Genomic DNA, 17,354 nt, shown 5'->3' on the forward strand with positions numbered 1-17,354 from the left:
ACCGCACGACCCTGACCCTGACATTTGTGAGGACTTCGCTGCGGTTATTTGGCTGGAGCCCGATGGTGTCACGACCCCACAATGGCGTGAAGACGGCTGGCATGTGAGCAGTCTCAGTCAACAAGGGTTGTTGCAGGCATTACAACTGGCTAACGGAAACGTATCGACAGTCTCGAATCTCTACAACGACCGGCATCCGGAAACGCCCAAAGCGCTGCACGTGTTGGCGGTGGAAGATCATCCGATCAACCAACTGGTCCTCACCGAGCAGCTTGAGCAACTGGGCTGCCAGGTGACGATGGCCTCTGACGGTCGTGAGGCGTTGCAAATCTGGCAGCGTGGCGACACATTCGACGTGATGTTGACTGATGTGAACATGCCGCATCTGGACGGTTACCAGTTGGCCCGACAGTTGAGGGCAGACGGAGTTGACATTCCGATTGTGGGCGTCACCGCAAATGCTCATGCGGAGGAGGGTGAGCGTTGTCGCCAGGCCGGGATGGATGCGCATCTCGCCAAACCGTTTTCACTCGCGAGTTTGCGAGAGGCCTTAAACATTGTGGGGGCCATAGTTGATGCTCCCGAAGAAGATTCGTCCACCGCGAATATATTGTCGACATTGAATGGAATCAAACCTTCCATGCGCGAATTGTTTGTTTCAACCACTAGAAGTGACTGGGCCACCATGATGGCCGCGATCTCGGATGAGGATGCAGTCGTTGTCTCTCAATATGCGCATCGACTCAAAGGTGCATTCGCCACTGTCGGACTAATTGGCGCTGCCGAGAATTGCTCGCAGATTGAAACACTGTCTGCGTCAGGGCGACTGTCCCAGATCGACGAGCACCTGCAGCGTCTGAAACAGTTTTTGAATCCTATTCTGGAGGCATCTTCATGAGCCTGAAGGTAATACTTGCCGATGATCATCCTATCGTCTTGTTAGGTGTTCGTATGGCCCTTGAGCACGAACCGGGGATTGAAATTCATGGTGAGGCTGCGGACTCGACTGAACTCGTCGCACTGATGGATAAGGTAAAACCCGACATTTTGATCAGCGATTTTTACATGCCCGGTGGCGCCCATGGCGACGGGCTGACTCTCCTGACATTCGTGAAACGCCGCTATCCGCAAGTAAAGCTGATCATCCTGACCATGATGACAAATCCGTTGATCCTGGAGAACATCATTTGCGCCGGTACCGAAGGGGTTTTGCTGAAAAGTGGAGGGCAGGATGAAGTTCTCGACGCGATTCGGCAGGTCGCCTCAGGCCAGCAATACATAGGAGCAGCGGTCAAGAAACTGCTCCAGGATTTCAAGCTCGATCATTTGAATTCGCGGGGTGATGCGAGCCACAAGGCGCTCTCAAAAAAAGAATCCGAAGTGTTGAGATTATTCGTGAATGGGCATACCGTCTCGGAAATAGCGACCGTGCTGAATCGAAGTGTCAAAACCATCAGTCACCAAAAGATTTCCGCACAACAGAAGTTGGGGATTGCCAACGACAAACAACTCTACGAATACGCTTTGCGCAATGGCCTGTTATAGTGGGTTGTGTCGACCAAGACTGCTCGACAAAACCTGCTCAGCAAATATTGGTATGGAGTTTCGACAGAGTGTTGTAGCCGTTCGCTAGTTCCATGCTGATTCTACTCGCGGCCAAACGGGCCCCGGGAGTGCAGTACCTTCACTGATACGAAAGCGTGAATGTGACAACGCCATTAGCAACACCACTGCTCACAGTGTTATTGGTTTTCACATAAGTTGCGGTGAAGGGGAGTGTTATGGTTCCTGCTACTGTCCCCCCCAGACTTAGCTGATGCAATGTGCCAGGCGAAGACGAGTCGGGGCCGAAGCTCACGATGGGCCCATTGATTTTGCGAATGCGGATGCCCACACCGGAGGCCACTGAGTTACCGGGCGTTAAACTGAGCACATCAGAAATATTGGCCAGATTGTTGCCATCGGTGAAAGTGGCAAATAGATTGATCCCACTACTACAATTCTCCAGTACGATATTGAAGTCGCCGTTGCCTGCGGTAGTACTGACTACACCAAAATCACTTGTTCTAACTTCACCAAGGAGGACAGATAAGTTTCTTGAGCCTGCACTGACGCTGCAGCTTTTGGCCTGTACCACGGTGGATGTTACGAGATTGAGTGGAACCTCCGAGGTCGTGCTACCACTGCTTTTTTCTATAACGCGCATCAACCCCACTTGGCCGCCGACCACGGTTCCGCTGATGATTGGCTCGCCTGTAGCTATCAATCGAATGGCTACACTGGCATCCCAGAAAGACGACCAGCCTTGAAGTAGATCGGTATATGATGTTTGCACCGCGAATAAGCCACTGTGTTTGTCTTTGGCCGAAAAAATTATGCCCACACCGGGTACACTAGTTTCATACACGGTGTAAGTAATGCCAGTATCAACGACGGTTTTGCCGGTTGCAATCAGAGTGCTACGAGCCTGAATGTAGGTCGTGGTTGTATCGGTAGCAGTGCAGCCACTGAGAATTTGCGATTCCGGAGGCTGTATCCAGGCGCTCAGAGGCGCTCCAGGATTCAAGTCGCGGGGAGGGCTGATCGATATAGGCAATGAAACGCTGATGCCCGGGGAAGTCGTGGTGCAGGTGATAGTCGCATTTGCGGCATGGGATAACGCTAGTCCGGTAAAAAATAAAACTCCTTCTATTGCACGAATAACGTAATTCGTCCAACGGAGTACATCGAAGAATTCGGATACGTGTTTTTTTGAATTTGAGCGATTACGGTTCATTGGTTTCCAGCGTACTAAATTGATTGATTGTTCTTGGGGGATCAGCTATTGAAGCTTCCTCATGCTATCGCTTCTCTCAATACTTGCATGTCAGATCAATCGCGTCTAGGTTCGATGCGTCTTTGCCTTTTGCCCCAGACCTTGCCATTTACGTATATGCAACTTGCCTTGATTACCATTTATCCGGGCCAAGACAAGCAATTGTATGGATATGCGTTGTGCAACGGCTTGCTGTAGAAGGTGGCTCGATCAGGATGTCATACGCGCCAACTGATCTCGCAAGTGCACAAGTGCCTTCACTGATATGAAAGGGTGAAGGTGACTATTCCATTGGCAATGCCACTGGTGATGGTGTTGCTTGTTTTCACATAGCTTGCTGTGAAGGGGAGGGTGACCGTACCTATTGACGAAGGACCCAATGTCATCTGATTAAGCGTACCAGGCAAATAGGAGTCAGGTCCGAAACGCACTGTTGCGCCGTTGCCAGTAAGGAGGCGAATCCCCACACCGCTGGCTGTTTGACTGTCGTTGGTCAGGCTAAGTACATTTGAGGTGTTGCCGGGGTTATTGGCATCCGTGAAGGTGGCAAACAAGTTGATTCCTGTACTGCAATTTTCCAGGGCGATGCTGAAGTTGGCGTTACCGGCGGTGGAGCCTGAAGCGCCAAACTCGCTTGTTTTTACAATCCCAAGGGGAACGGAAAGGTTTTTTGAACTGGCGCTGACAGCGCAGGTCAATGCATTGATGACGGTGCCGTCTGCCACACTCCAAGTTACGCTGGGGCTGTTGCTGCAGTCACCCGAATAACTAATGGTCATTGAGGGCAACGCTGTCAAGATACCTGACTGAATAGGGCCAATGACAACCAATTGGGCTTGGACGTAATTTACGCCGCCTCCCGCCCCCGTCTTGCTGAAAGTTGTTGTGAATGGAGCATCGCTGAACCCCCCAAGCCAACCATAAGTGGCTTGGAATTTGATTCCTATACCATTTAAATTGGTTTTGTAAACGTTAGTGAATCCTGGAGCGAGGGGGCCGTTGACCGTAGCCGTTTGAATTACATTGTCCGCACTTGACATCAAGCCCAAGCCTGGATTCGAATAAGTACTTTGCAATACGGTATTTAGCGTTTTGCTGCCAGCAGTGGTGACTGGACTGTTAAACTGTAAAACCGTAGATACTGGATTATTTGGATAGATGCAGGTGGTTGAGGCAGCCTGTGCCGCATGAGGGAGCAGTAACCCGAGCAGTAACACCCAGAAAGAAAGTGTTCGGCGAGATCCGCTCAATACGTTCAGGCAATTATTCATTTTTGATCCTCATAAATTGTGGAGGTATTGGGCTGGAGCAACCGGCGGACGATGAAATGAATCTACGCAATCAAACAAGTTGTCTGCGGCGTTTTGTAACTCTCAGCGCTTGCAAGTCAGATCAACGGTTTCCAGCTTCGATGAAACTTCGTCTTTCACCTTCGGGGCCAGTTGATAGGCCAGGTGGCATGGACTGGAGTCCTTGCCGTCGCCGCTGATGCGCAACGTACCTTGGTCACCCTCAACCCGGGCAAAGATCTGTCCGCCCTGGCCAACCGCACCCACGTCTTTCCCTTGTTCATCGTATACCCCGGCACCGAAAGGCAAAGGCTTGCCGTCGACTTGATGAGCGTTGATCAGCAGCGCCCGGCCAGCGACGGTGTTGAATTTGGCCATGATCACCGAACCACTGCGTGGAACAACTTCCTGACTGGTGCGCTGCAGTTCTACGTCATCGGAAATGCCTTTCGGATCCAGTTCCAGAGTGTTTATCCGGTAAGGGTTCAAGTAAGGCACCACCGCTTGACCGCTCTGATCGAGCTTTACCCCTGTTGCATTGGTGAGCGTTGCACCTACGGCATCAGGGGCAACGACAATCGCAATCGAGTCACCCAGTGGCTGGCCAAAAGTGATGCCGGCCGGGTGGACGACCACCGAACCGCTCGCACCCAAGGACGCTTGCTGGAAATCGTTGCCCTTACTGGCGGAGGCGCTGAGGTTGGCCGCGGAGGTTCGGTATTGCCCGTTACCACTGATATTGGTGGTTCTGTCGCCCTCGGCTGGACGATTGTTGCTGCTGGTAATGCCATAACTGAGCGATTGGTCGTCGCCGCTGGTGCCGCTTAGGGTCGTTTGGAAATTGGCACTGCCATCACTGCTGGAAGTGGCGCTCGCACTCAGGTAAGGCCGATTGTGAGAACTGGCCGAACCCAAGGGAATGGACACGTTGAAGATGTATTGGGTGGTGTCGTTTCCCGACATGTCCTGGGTACGCGAGGCACCTATACCGGCGCTACCCCAACTGAAGTTTTGGCTGAAACCGGCCTGATACTGCTTGTCGGTGCCCGAACTGTTCCAGTAGCTCTGTACGGAGCTATTGATGTACAGGTAAGAACGGCTGCCGAGATTCTGACTGACGTTGAGTTGTGCCTTGCTGCGGGCGTGTCGGAACGAATCCACACCGCCTTGGCTATCTCCGAGTGCGTCCAATTGATCGCGGGCATTGAGAGCGTCGTTGATGCCGAAATAGCCTGCGGTGGAATAACGGTAAGCAGCGACTGTGAAGTTGGTCCCGGTGCTTTGCAGAATCTTGTTATAGGTCACGCGGGCCGATTGACCGGTAAAGGTCTTGCCTTCCAAATCGGTTTTCGACGTGGTGAGGTCTGCACCAATCGCGCCGTATTCGCTGTTCAACACGCCACCGAGAATCGCCGAGCCGTAGCCTTCGGTGGCGGAAAAGCCGGTGTAACCGGTGACGAGGTTGGTCAGGCCACGCTGGTAAGTACCCTGTGTAACCAGCGGTTTGCTCCCATAAGGCAGTTCGCGAGCCTGGCCGACTGTCGCAGTGTAGCGTGACGTACCTTCGCGCAAAGAACGGCTGACCGACGAAAACGGCACGATGAAATGTTTTTCCTGGCCATCGGCCTCGGTCACTGTGACGTCGAGGTCGCCACTGGTGCTCGCGGGATTGAGGTCGGTGATCGCGAAGGCACCCGGTGCGACGGTGGTTTCCTGGATGATGAAGCCGTTCTGGCGGATGGTGACGCGGGCGTTGGTCGAGGCCACGCCCCGGATGACTGGAGCATAACCGCGCTGAGAGTCCGGCAGCATTCGATCGTCAGTTGCCATGCGCACACCTCGGGTCGCGACGGTGTCGAACAGTTCGCCGTCGGTGAAGCTGTCTCCCAAGGTCAGCTGAGAACTCAGGGTGTCGATGTCCCGTTGTGCATAACTGTCGACAGCTTGGTAGTCCTTGCCGGTTTGTTTGTCCCAGTTCAGCGTCGAACGCTGGCGCAGGCGCCAGTCACCTAGGTTTATGCCCGCCTTGAGGTTCGCGTAGGCGGTATTGTTCTGAACACCCTGGCTAGTTGTCTGGTAGGTGTTGACGTTGTAGTCGACGAACGCCGCATCAACACCCCGATCCCAGCGTGTCGGGCTGACATAACCGCGTGGACGATTGAGCAACGCTACCTGCGGAATGCTCAATTCCAGCCGTTGATCAGCACTGTTGTATCGATAGGTGGCATCCGGGATGAGATTGAGCAGATCGTGAGCCGGTGCGCTGTCGGTACTGCTTTGAAGCTTTTCGGTATTGACGCCGACCTTCTCAAGCAACTCGATCGACAACTCGGGCTTGGCGTGGTCAGCAGTTGTCCCGGAAACGAAGGTGACATCGTAGCGACCGGCAGGGGTGCCATTGAGGCTGACGTCCACGCTGTAGGTGCCAGGCTCGACCGGGTTACCTTCGCTATAACGGTCGACATTCAGTGACTGCGCGCCTGCGCCCCAAAGCATGCTGTTGTCGAAACTGGCAAGCTCTTTGGAAGTGTCGCGATTTTCTACGGCACTGACGCTGGTCGCCAGGCTGCCACCGGCAAACATGATGGCGACGGTGAGTGGCTTCAAGCAAAAACGAGCAGCAGACATAGCGTTGATAACAGTGAGACCGTAGTTGCAATGCTTGATCATGTTTCAAAGTCCTGCATACAAGATTCAATGGCTGCGTGACTGTTTCCAATGCCGTCTTTCGTGCAGCCGGAGAGCGTCACGGGAACTTGTGAGTTCGTGATCTGAATAGGTGCTATGACTGCTTAAAATTGGAGGAACAGTGCTTCCATCCCAAATAGAATCAGAAAAATAATGCTGAAGTGTCGGGGTGTATGGCCCAAATTACACCCTTATGCAACCAGAGCGGTTCAGCAGTAAAGTTTACTGCGTGAGAGGCTGTATAAGCGTTTGGATTCCTCCGTAGTCATTGATTGCAGAAAACTCAACTTGCTTTACGCCTGGTGCATCTGTTGTGCCCTTGAGTGGCAATGTCTTGTGTTCGCCAGGTGCGAATATACTGTTTGTCAGGTCCAGTTCTGCACTGGCGCTACCGACTTTTACAGCACTCAGGTTTAAGTAATAGGGTGTAGGGTTAGTTGCGTCCAAACCCCATGAGTCGGCATTCCTGACCAACCGCCATTGCATTTGCTGTGCGATCTGCAAAGTATCGAGCTTTAATGCCGTTGGGCGATAAAAGAATTTGACCCTACTGCGGAAGGCAATTTTGAGTTTGTTCTGACCATCATCGGTGGAGGGGGGCACTTCCAGCACGTTCAGCCAGAAAATCGATTCTCTGTCCTGCGCCAGGCTCTTCTGACCGGTGAAGCGCACCCGTAAGGTTTGCCCTTCATGCTTATCGATTCGGGCAATGGGCGGGGTAAGAACAAAAGGTGCCTTTGAGTTATCGGGCGTGGAGTGAGCATCACCTTCGTCGATCCAGGACTGAACGAGCAAGGGAGCTTCGCCGTTGTTATCGAGTTTTACGCTGATTTCTTTTTGATCGGAGGGGTAGATCACACGGGTGCCATTAATAACGATGGCTGCCTGGGCTTGAGAAACGAACAAACTGCCAGCCAGGATCAACCCAGAAAGCAAGCACTGAGAGAAGATAAAAGATTTCATGGTGTCTCATATGGATGGCGGGTGTTGTTAAGGGGTTAGCGGATCGCCTGAACGATCCGCTGGCACGCTGTTTAGAAATACACGACCGAATAAACTACGCTCGAAGTTACAGTGCCTGCGCCTGGAGTAGCGCTGGTGGCATAGTACTTAACTGTGTAAGGCAGTGTGGCGGACCCGTTCGGTGTAGCGCCGGTCATGGATTTGTATGCCGCAGTCGGCGCTACTCCCAGGTTCAGCGGGCTTGCGGCGTTGGTTTCATACAAAGCCAGATCTACACCGGTGGCCGCACCATTGTTGGTCAGGCGTCCGTTGGCATTCACATTGACACCGGGTTCGAAGTGAACAGCAACACCGCTACCGGAAACGTCAGTACCCGAGCAGTTGGTCAGCTCAATGTTGAAGTTGGTGTCGCCTGCGGTTGCACCTACAGTGGTCAAAGCGCTTTTGGTGATGGTCGGCAAAGTGACGGTCGAAATACCACTGGTTCCGGCGGCCTGTACGGTACAGGTAACATCTTTGATCGCACCAACGAAGTTGATGGTGCCATCGGAAGCTTGGGCTGGTAGCGCGAATACTACAGTCAGACCGGCGGCGACGGAAAGAGCCAATAGAGTTTTGAGCATAAAACAACCTCGGTGTTGGTAAGTGTGGTTTATTTTGAAGCAAGTCGCTATTAACTTAAGCTTTGAAGAGGGGTGGTGTCAGTTGCGACGGGGGGCAATGTAATGCGTGAAGCGGTCGATCCATATAGGAATTCTCTTAAAATTCAGAAAGGCATGAGGTTTGTTGTTTTGAGTGTCGGTGATTATGTAGTGTAAATAAGAAAATTCTGAAATTTATATAAGTCAGCGGAAAGCAGTACTTTACTAATTAGTGATTGTTTATTGAATGTTTGAGCGGAAAATTGCTCGGTGCAGGGAAGTAGAGATTGTCGAAATATTATATGGCACATTAGGGCCGTATGTTTACTGGCCGGTCTGCGTGCTATCCTCGGTCTTGTTGAAGATCTAGCTACGGTTATCTCAACCGCATCCAGTCGAGACGACGGCTAGAGCGAGAAGCTCAACGCAACGTCGAACTGATGTGGCTGACCGGGTGTTTGATGCCCGACTTCAAGACCAACAGCAAGGCCATCCGAGGCGTCTGGCGACAGATCGTTGTGCTGTGTCAGCAGTTGGGATTGTTCGGAGAACATCTGGTCGCCATCGATGGTAGCAAATTCAAAACAGTCAACAACCGCGACCGCAATTTCACCAGCGCCAAACTGAAGCGGCGAAGGGAAGAGGTTGAATCGAGCATCAGCCGTTACCTGACGGCAAACTCCCAGCTGCCGAGCCCAGCATCGTGCGGTTGGAAGAGAAAATCGGCAGGCTCAAAGCGCAAATGTAGGAGCTTCAAACGATCGAAATCCGGCTCAGCGATTCGCCGGACGCGTCGAGCGATCGTTCACGCAGGCCACTGCCTAAGGGTGGAGGAGATCATGAAATCTAAGCTTTTTTCAGAAGTTGTATTTGCGGTCGCGGCATCGGTTGAAATTGTGGCGTCCAATGCACGTGAGGTTGATTGCCCATGAGACCTCCTTGTCTGTTTTTTGATACAGAGCTGAAGAATAGCCCTGCAAAGTCCAGAGAGGGTTTACGAAAGTTAACAGTTTAAAACCGGGCGCCAGCAGGATCGTAAATAGCCATCTCAATGATCAGCCAGTCGATATGGCAAGGCGCTGTCGACAGTGCGCGCGCCCAACGGGCTTTTTTGATGAGCATCGCACCTCCGGGCGGAATTTGAACGTCACTCAGGCAAGGGAATGACCAGTGCTAGCCACGTGTTCCAGCCTTCAGCTCGTTTTTTTGAGTCAAACTCATAATAGCCCTTTAGGTTGGCATACCAGGTCTGCTTTCCTACTTTGAAAAAATGCCCAAGTTGGGGCCCCACGGCGGTGACCTTGGACTTGAAGTCTCCTTGTGTAGCACCAGATCCGCTATCGCCGGTCATTTGATGATAAAAGTAGCCAACCAAGCCGAGGTGGGTCTCGTCCGTGAAGAAGTGTGAGGCGCTCCAGTCCAAGTGAGCATCTATCCCATTCTGGTAACGGGTGTCGGTGTTTTCCCAGTTGTAAGTGATCCCCGCCACTGCCGTAAATTCGTTTTCCCGGTCAAAAAAGGTATAGCCGCCGCCGACGTCTAGAGCGGCATGTCCCAGGCCTAGATTGACCAAACGATCTGGATCATAAGCGCCGACAGGCAGGTTTCCCATGCTGTACACCATGAAGTTGTGAGATCCGTGATTCCATTTCAAGCTGCCCTGTACGTAGACATCACCGCTGCCAGATAGCGCGTCGTCGGTACCTCCGGAGAAGCTCCGTCCACGGGGGCCTGTAAGTGTTGCATCGACACTTACTTTGGAGCGGCCCACTGGCGCGATCAATGAAACAGCCGCCTGAGCACCGAAAACAGGTTCGCTGAAGGTATAGGCTGGCCCCAGGAATAACAGGTCTGCTTCAGCGTTGACACCCAGAGTCGTCCGGCCGCCTCGGGGAAACGGTTTCCCGCTACCTTCGCTTGCTTTGGCATGGTAATAGACAAACGCCAAGCTCCATCCTGGCGCGGTAGGAACCGCAGCCAGGGCACCGAATTGTCCAGGCAACCAGAAACTCAGGCCTCCTTCGTCCGCGTGCGAAGCCATCACTGAAATCAAAGCAGAAATGCCTACTAGCCATCTACAACTCATTCCGTTATCCCCAATGCTCCCGGAAACGAAAGGGGCCTGATGCCTCGGCCCCTCCGATTTTTTTCGAGATTTACGGCTTAGGCTGGAGCCTTAATGCGCCGTACAGCGCACTGACCATCACGCGTCCCTCGGCATCGATCACGGGCTGCGAATAAAAGCTGTTGAAGCGTGCGCCTCCTAGTACGTAATGGAACTTAGATGCGCCTGTAGCCCAATCAACGCCCTCAAGAGTCCACTGGTCATCTCGCGCACCCATCATGTACACAGTCCCTGAACCCGTCGAAACAAATGGGACTCCGTTTATATCGCTGGCGTCATTGTTAACCCAGGCTGGATTGAGCGTGCGCGTCTTGGGATTCCATTCGAATTTTTGTACACCACGCGGCTGATATTCCTTCAGATATGCGAGATATCCAATAAACATCTTTTTCGATAACCGGTCGTCTATGATTGAGGTGGGCACATTACGAGGCTCGTTGTTGACCACTACCATGCCGTAGCCGGAAGTCACGACGGACTGCTCAGATTGCGCAGCAGTTAGCTTAGGGTCACCGAAATTAGCGGGACGCAAACCTGCGATCCGGCGTGATGGGGCGTCTGGCAGCTGCTTCCAATCCGAAGGGATATCATCTCGCCAGTAAGCCGTCACATTCATCAACTTGTCGCCATCGGTGATGACTACCAGTTTGTCGGGCTCGTTGCCGAAGCCGACGAGAGTGGGCGTCGATCCGCTGCCCCGTTCAAGCGAATTTCGAAAAGGCTCGTTCCATGCACCGTCCTGCTCGCTAGTCKATAGCTTGGAACCGTTCCAAACCACTTTGTGCAGGATATGTTGGGAGGGGATGTAGATACCGCCATTCTCATCAATTGCGAAACTGTTACGCAGCCAGCCTAAACCCTTTGGTTGTTTGGGTACCTCCTGCTCAGCACCGGGGAGGCGGATGGTCTTCACATCATTAAAGTCACGCGAGAGCGCTATGACATAGCCGTCGGACGTCGCCAGGACGATGCGCCCGTCAAATGTCATGTTCATCCCGATGAATTCGCCAGTGACATCTTTAGGCTGATCCCACTGCCCTTTTACGACGATGCCCGAAAGTCGGTCTCCAGGTGTCGAATCGCCATACACCCGGATAAAGCCTTTACCAGCAACAACGTACTGATTGTCTTTATCAAGCAGAGTGTAAACGCCTGAGATCGGCGGATACCCAGACTTCTGCACAACCGCCCACTTCTCATCAAAGCTCGACTTCGCGTCGAGCGCGGTTAGCAGACGCTCATGCGTGAGCACATCTGCATGATCCTCGCCAGGCAGACGCAGGGTAGCCACGATATCAAACGTGTCGTGGTCTAGCTTAGTCATGAACTGACTACCGTTCGTCCAGACCACCCGCTTACCATCCTTGTAAGGACTGGAGATTACGTAGGCCAAGTTGAACATCCCTAAGTCCTGGTAGCGCATCTCATCGTCGCGAAGCTGACGTGTGGGCCCTACGGGGCCTGGATCAACCGTTGAATCGGTTTGGGCTGAGTTGGCGTGGCCCATGCTGTAATTCGAGTCCGCAAGAAATGGGTTGCGAGGAGGCTGTACGACAGCAGCACTGAAAGCGGACGGCGCTATGAGCAGGAGAGCAGCATATAGGGCAGCAAATTTCATAGCGTTTACCTCGGTGGATAACATCCTGACAAAGAAAACAACGTGGCTGAGATCAGCGCGTCTTCAACTTGAGATACGACTGATGCAGGTCTGAAGCCCAGCCGTCCAAAACGGCCTTCACGTCCTGGAGGTGAGTTTTGAGTATCGTTTTCCAGCGGCTGGCCGGTGCCCTTGAGAACCATTTGAGCGATTACTTGCTGGTTGTTGCCTTCGAGAAAGTCGGCCTCAGCCGCGATGTCAACTTCCTGATCGCGGATACCTGAAGCCGTACTGACCGCAGCAACCATTAGGGCTATGGGGATGAGTTCGTAAGGTTTGAGGCTCTGGGTCTTGCTATTGCTATTGACGCCAGTGATGGCAGGACGCACCACAATCCCCCCTGGGCGGGGCCCTGTTGCCAATGGCAGCGACTTACCCAGTTCGCGCTTGAGCGCCTGGTCATAGTAGACAGTGATGGCATTAAGAGGCTGCTGGGAGATTTTCTCGGTCGGTTGTGGCCTGGGATAGAACTGACTGGGCTCGACATAGACACCGCTGTAGTTGCTGAGGTCCAGCTTTGGGGCGATCCATTTCATTACCGTACCGCCCGAGGGTGACTGACCTTGTGAAAGTCGGCGGTAATCATGGAGAAAACTGGAATATTGGCTCGTATCCACTGTACTGCTAGAGCAACCAGCCAATCCCATCGCTAGGGCGCYAACCGGTCCCACAGCAAGCGCTCCTTTCATAATTGCTCCTATTTGGTTTCCATTTCGGACGCGATAGGTATAGCCAATATCCAGGAAAATGCACCCCGAACTCAGTTCATGGCAGCTGATAGCCGAACCTTCGGGCACCAGCTCACGCTGGGCGATCATCCAGGCATGCAACGTATCCATCACCGCTACGGCTTTTTCTTGCCGTATTTGGCGGTGTATATCCAACTGCAGGTCGCGGATTTTACTTTCGATTTCGCACAGCAGTAGCGCAGGGCCTGCTCGGCAAGCGTGCTCTTGTTGGTGGTGTGTAGTCCGAAGAACTTTCGCCGCGCGTGGGCCATGCAACCGATCTCGGTCACGCCAAGTTCGAAGCTGGCCTTGTAACCGGCGTTATGAGTTGCAAAACATAATGGCGGCTACAAAGCAAGCTTCCAGCAAGGCATCACCGAAATCGGCTGCATGGCCCACGCCCGCCGCAAGTTTTTCGATCTGCACGCGACGAACAAAAGCCAACTAGCCGAACAGGCACTGCACTCAATTGGCGGGTTGTACGAAATTGAACGGCAAGCGCGGGAGATGACCGACGACGATCGCTGGCGAATACGCCAGGAAAAAGCGGCACCCCTTATCGACGCACTGCATACCTGGATGTTGGCCCAGCGCGACCTTGTGCCCGAAGGATCGGCTATTGCCAAAGCGCTGGATTACAGCCTCAAGCGCTGGACGGCACTGACTCGATATGTCGAGGACGGCGCTGTGCCCATAGATAATAACGCGGTCGAAAATCAGATAAGGCCGTGGGCGCTTGGACGCTCGAACTGGTTGTTCGCCGGGTCGCTTCGCAGCGGCAAGCGGGCAGCTGCGATCATGAGTTTGATCCAGTCGGCGCGCATGAATGGGCATGATCCGTATGCCTATCTCAAAGATGTGCTGACGCGGCTGCCGACGCAGCGGGCAAGCGATATCGACCAACTGCTGCCGCATCAGTGGATGCCTTCCTGACTTACACAAGGTGAGTTGGGCGGACGCTTACGAACCGTCACCGTTCAGAGTTGCCCAACGCGCCTCGTATTCTGATCGGTAGAAACGCCCCAAAGGCCTAGGATATTGAGAGACGGTTTTATCCACCCTTTTTTACCCAGCCTCCTGCACACTTGGTTTATCGTCGCCGAGACATGCATGCAGCCAAGTTATGAGTTTTTGCATAAAAGCGCATAAAGCCAGATCTTTAGATTTTTCTGCTGACTACGGCGCGTGAAGGGCAAAATAAATCTAAAATATCTAGTATTTAAACCAGTATACGATTCGTTTATTTCGCCAGCGGCTGTGGCGTTATCGAATGCGCCAGAGCATGAGTCGCCGGGGAAGTTGTTGGGACAATGCGCCGATGGAGCGTGTGTTCCGCAGCTTGAAAACTGAATGGATACCGACCATGGGCTACAGAACTGCTCAAGAAGCCCAGCGCGATATCAGCCAATTCTTGATGCATCGGTACAACTGGGTTCGACCCCATCAATTCAACGGTGGGCTGGCGCTAGCTCGGGCCGAAGAAAAACTTAACGTCGTGTCCGGGATTAGTTGGCCACTACAAAAGCATCGCCATGCCATTCTGTTGCCGCTGACCGAAAACTGAGCCAGTAAAGGCATTACTGCGTTCACAATGCCGTCACTCGATACTTGGATTCTTCAAGGAGCAGATTCTGGAGGTTAACATCCAGAATCCCATCGCATCCCTCTCGCCATTTTTTCTGCTAGTAATTCAAGTCGACCGCTTTGCCGCTAGTCCATCTGGACTCGGTCTGCAACTTCGGATGCCGTGAGTATTTCCAATCGGCTATCCGCCTTGGCCTTTCTGAGCAATCGTTCGATTACTGATAGGTGCTCGTCGTCCACCCCAGACACAAACGCATGGATGATGAAAGTGATGAGTTCCGCGCCTGCGGCGGCTTGCTCCAACTGTGCACTCCAGTAACTCTCTAGCTGGGCCGGAGTACGCGGGCCATCAGGGTGCATGTAGTACTGGTAATAGTCGATCAGCGGCCACTGCCATGGCACATTCACAATGCCGCCCTCAAGTAGTCTAGGGGTCATGGTCACTGCGGGGTCTTCGACGCTGCTGTCGTATACAAGGCCAAGTTTCTGCAGGATTTCCACCGTGTACTTCCCACGTGTACCGCCTGGGGCCCGGAAACCGCGAGGTTCGACGCCAATGTTTCGAAATGCCGCCAGTGCATCAATGAGCACGCGCTCGGCGTCGATCCTGTCGAGTTGGTGAAAAACCTCATGAGCCCATCCATGCAGGCCCACCTCGTGGCCGCGCTTGATCAGTTCAGTAACGTGCTCTGGATGATGCAAAGCATTCCAGCCCTCAATGAAAAAGGTTGCCTTGAGATCCAACGAGTCAAGTAAATCAAGTACGCGAGGATAACCAAGAACAAGATCTCTATCCTTGGGGTCCGGACCACTCACCTCCCGACGTCCAACTTTCGCAGCGCTTCCCATATTGTCAAAAGTCAGGCAAAGCACCCCTTTTTTTGTTAGAACCATGTCATTACATCCTCTCTTGGGTAACGCTAGGTGATCTTATACCCAGCTACTACTTGAACCGCAATTTACCTAGTACAACACGTCGTTGCTGAGCTACTGTTTAAGACCTAATGACTTAGCTGGCTGATCTGCGCTGAAGATCCGCGAATCACCTTGGTTCCAATCAGAAATTTGCACCTTCCGATTGTCCTTCATGGAAAATTGCTGAACCGATAATTGCTTGGAATTGGGACATAGCAGGCGCCAGCGATTCCGCTATCTGTACTGCTTTTGGTGTCGGCTCCACGTATTTGCCACGGGGTATGAAAAGACGATCGTCAAATCTACGGCGTAGCTTGCCCAATGAGTTGCTCACGGCAGGCTGAGTGACATTCAACATCCGAGCGGCGCGGGACACACCTTTTTCCCGGTATACAACCATGAAGGTCACTAAGGCATTGAGATCAAACTTGTAGAAGATCTCCTCATCGAATGGCATGCACAGGCTCCTCGCAGTTGAAATCGGAGAAACTGTTGAAGCAAATCCTCACACCGTACTTATCGAGTGTTTTTGCTAGGCCTGGGATTTGATCGGATTGGAAGTGCCGATCCATCTCGTTCCGATTCGACCAATAGCCGCTTAGTACCCATAAATCTGGTTTGCGGATACTGCGGGCCAGCCCATATGCCAGGCATCCAGGAGCATCTCGAAATCGGATTGAAATTTGCGCAACACAACGCTCCAAGCCTACCTCTGCCCATCGAGGAACAGTTTTCTCCAGTATGCTCACCGCTTTGATCAACATGGCATCACCTATCAAGGAACCCTGTCGCCAGAATGCTTCAACAGGGCAGCCATCTCGTGGATTATTCCGAGGGCGCTGGCCGTCAGGTCAACGCCCTCGGTTCGTTGGGTACGAGGCCGGAAGCCGTCAAGCGCATGAGCTCTGACGTGGCAGCAATTGGGGGTGGACAAGCTTCCTGATATCCAAGTCGCTACCGCATCAGCGAATGCCATCGATATGCTGAAAGATGGTCAGCGCCGAACTCTCGCAAATACGCTCGATGTTTATTCTTCGACGATCTCTACGTTGAGGTGTCCGAGCCCGGTAATTTCCGCTTCGATCTTGTCACCGAGTTTGAGGTAGGTGCCGGTGACGAAACCAACACCTGCCGGCGATCCTGTGAACAGGAGGTCGCCCGGTTCGAGAGTGAGATGTTGGGATATCGCGGAAATCTGCTCCGCAATCGACCAGATCATTTCACGCGTGTTGGAGTTCTGTTTGAGCTCACCATTCACCCATAGTTTGATATCGAGGCTTTCCGGATTGATGTAGCGCGACGGGACGATCTTCGGGCCGAACGGGCTACTGTCGTCGAGGACCTTACCGCCGAACAGATCAAACTTCTTCGGATGGCGGTCACTCATTTGCCAGTCGCGAGCAGACAGGTCCAGGCCAATGGCATAGCCGGCCACATGGGACATCGCGTCTTCAAGCTGGATGCGCTTGCCGCCTTTGCCAATCACTACTGCCAGCTCGACTTCCCAGTCGAGGGCGTTCGACTGGATCGGATAGCGCACCGACTTGCCAGAACCCGTCAGCGCGGTGGCGGGCTTGAGGAAGAACAGTGGGTCGAAGTCCTCCTTTCGAAAGTCGGTCATCTTCATGTCTACACGCACGTGATCCCAGTAGTTCGCGCCGGTCATAATTATCTTCGACGGGAACTGCAGGGGGGTGAGGAAGTCATCGTCCTGTGGGTCGACTTCGAGGGCGCGAACCGGATGGATGCCTTCCAACAGCTGCAAGGCTAGCGCCAGCAGTTTCGTCTCGTTAGCTTGCCAATTTTTGAAAATCTCGATCAGCCCGCATCCGTGCGGTGGCAGAAGCTCGGGGGCGACTTCGGCGAGGCTCCAGTATTTGCCGCCCACCTCTATAACTGGAGTGGGCTGGCCTTGATGGCGAATTGTAGATAGGGAGTAGGACATGATG

General features: G+C 53.1%; 13 protein-coding genes and 5 pseudogenes. 5 read left to right on the forward strand and 13 right to left on the reverse strand.

The features are described from left to right. Positions 1–898: response regulator (locus AC1D2P_RS09555; RefSeq protein ID WP_477811406.1), on the forward strand; the 898-nt coding region annotated here is incomplete at its 5' end. Beyond that, on the forward strand, positions 895–1,545 hold the full coding sequence (locus tag AC1D2P_RS09560; protein WP_258668155.1) for a response regulator: 651 nt from the start codon (positions 895–897) through the stop codon (positions 1,543–1,545). The genes AC1D2P_RS09555 and AC1D2P_RS09560, both read left to right, overlap by 4 nt. 139 nt (positions 1,546–1,684) lie before the next feature. Here AC1D2P_RS09560 and AC1D2P_RS09565 read toward each other — a convergent pair whose 3' ends face one another. The 5 genes from AC1D2P_RS09565 to AC1D2P_RS09585 all read right to left on the reverse strand — a co-directional run bounded on the left by AC1D2P_RS09565 (position 1,685) and on the right by AC1D2P_RS09585 (position 8,378). Next, positions 1,685–2,776 (reverse strand): fimbrial protein, encoded by a 1,092-nt coding sequence (locus AC1D2P_RS09565; protein ID WP_258668156.1) that lies wholly within the window; start codon positions 2,774–2,776, stop codon positions 1,685–1,687. A gap of 296 nt (positions 2,777–3,072) precedes the next feature. Next, complete coding sequence (locus tag AC1D2P_RS09570) at positions 3,073–4,086, reverse strand: fimbrial protein (RefSeq protein ID WP_258668157.1); 1,014 nt, start codon at positions 4,084–4,086, stop codon at positions 3,073–3,075. 102 nt (positions 4,087–4,188) lie between these two features. Then, positions 4,189–6,774, reverse strand: coding sequence for a fimbria/pilus outer membrane usher protein (locus tag AC1D2P_RS09575; RefSeq protein ID WP_258668158.1), 2,586 nt, complete (start codon positions 6,772–6,774; stop codon positions 4,189–4,191). Positions 6,775–7,014: 240 nt separating this feature from the next. Beyond that, on the reverse strand, positions 7,015–7,755 hold the full coding sequence (locus AC1D2P_RS09580) for a fimbrial biogenesis chaperone (RefSeq protein WP_258668159.1): 741 nt from the start codon (positions 7,753–7,755) through the stop codon (positions 7,015–7,017). Positions 7,756–7,826: 71 nt separating this feature from the next. Then, on the reverse strand, positions 7,827–8,378 hold the full coding sequence (locus tag AC1D2P_RS09585; protein WP_258668160.1) for a fimbrial protein: 552 nt from the start codon (positions 8,376–8,378) through the stop codon (positions 7,827–7,829). A gap of 389 nt (positions 8,379–8,767) precedes the next feature. Here AC1D2P_RS09585 and AC1D2P_RS09590 point away from each other — a divergent pair. Next, positions 8,768–9,141: pseudogene (locus tag AC1D2P_RS09590) on the forward strand (transposase); the annotation flags it as partial. Between the two features lie 402 nt (positions 9,142–9,543). Here AC1D2P_RS09590 and AC1D2P_RS09595 read toward each other — a convergent pair. The 4 genes and pseudogenes from AC1D2P_RS09595 to AC1D2P_RS09610 form a co-directional block, all read right to left on the reverse strand. Then, positions 9,544–10,344 carry a SphA family protein gene (locus tag AC1D2P_RS09595; protein ID WP_258668161.1) on the reverse strand — a complete coding sequence of 267 codons (801 nt, stop codon included), beginning with the start codon at positions 10,342–10,344 and terminating at the stop codon, positions 9,544–9,546. A 208-nt stretch (positions 10,345–10,552) separates the two neighbouring features. Next, a complete protein-coding gene (locus tag AC1D2P_RS09600) occupies positions 10,553–11,923 on the reverse strand; it encodes a hypothetical protein (RefSeq protein WP_477811407.1) in 1,371 nt (456 codons plus the stop codon). A 268-nt stretch (positions 11,924–12,191) separates the two neighbouring features. Continuing rightward, positions 12,192–12,867: pseudogene (locus tag AC1D2P_RS09605) on the reverse strand (DUF3313 domain-containing protein). 84 nt (positions 12,868–12,951) lie between these two features. After that, positions 12,952–13,226 (reverse strand): annotated as a pseudogene (locus tag AC1D2P_RS09610) (IS66 family transposase); the annotation flags it as partial. A gap of 25 nt (positions 13,227–13,251) precedes the next feature. Between AC1D2P_RS09610 and tnpC the strand changes: the two are divergent. Both tnpC and AC1D2P_RS09620 read left to right on the forward strand, forming a co-directional pair. Continuing rightward, positions 13,252–13,839, forward strand: a pseudogene (tnpC, locus tag AC1D2P_RS09615) (IS66 family transposase); the annotation flags it as partial. A gap of 289 nt (positions 13,840–14,128) precedes the next feature. Further along, a pseudogene (locus AC1D2P_RS09620) lies at positions 14,129–14,470 on the forward strand (integrase core domain-containing protein); the annotation flags it as partial. Positions 14,471–14,616: 146 nt separating this feature from the next. Here AC1D2P_RS09620 and AC1D2P_RS09625 read toward each other — a convergent pair. The 4 genes from AC1D2P_RS09625 to AC1D2P_RS09640 form a co-directional block, all read right to left on the reverse strand. Then, positions 14,617–15,384 carry a polysaccharide deacetylase family protein gene (locus AC1D2P_RS09625; protein ID WP_258668163.1) on the reverse strand — a complete coding sequence of 256 codons (768 nt, stop codon included), beginning with the start codon at positions 15,382–15,384 and terminating at the stop codon, positions 14,617–14,619. 163 nt (positions 15,385–15,547) lie between these two features. Then, complete coding sequence (locus tag AC1D2P_RS09630) at positions 15,548–15,862, reverse strand: helix-turn-helix domain-containing protein (RefSeq protein ID WP_258668164.1); 315 nt, start codon at positions 15,860–15,862, stop codon at positions 15,548–15,550. Continuing rightward, complete coding sequence (locus AC1D2P_RS09635) at positions 15,849–16,169, reverse strand: antibiotic biosynthesis monooxygenase family protein (RefSeq protein WP_408980984.1); 321 nt, start codon at positions 16,167–16,169, stop codon at positions 15,849–15,851. The genes AC1D2P_RS09630 and AC1D2P_RS09635 overlap by 14 nt, the downstream gene beginning before the upstream one ends. A gap of 263 nt (positions 16,170–16,432) precedes the next feature. Next, positions 16,433–17,350 carry a fumarylacetoacetate hydrolase family protein gene (locus AC1D2P_RS09640; RefSeq protein ID WP_258668165.1) on the reverse strand — a complete coding sequence of 306 codons (918 nt, stop codon included), beginning with the start codon at positions 17,348–17,350 and terminating at the stop codon, positions 16,433–16,435. Between the last annotated feature and the right edge of the window lie 4 nt (positions 17,351–17,354).

This window comes from Pseudomonas sp. P1_F1_2, from assembly GCF_056405815.1.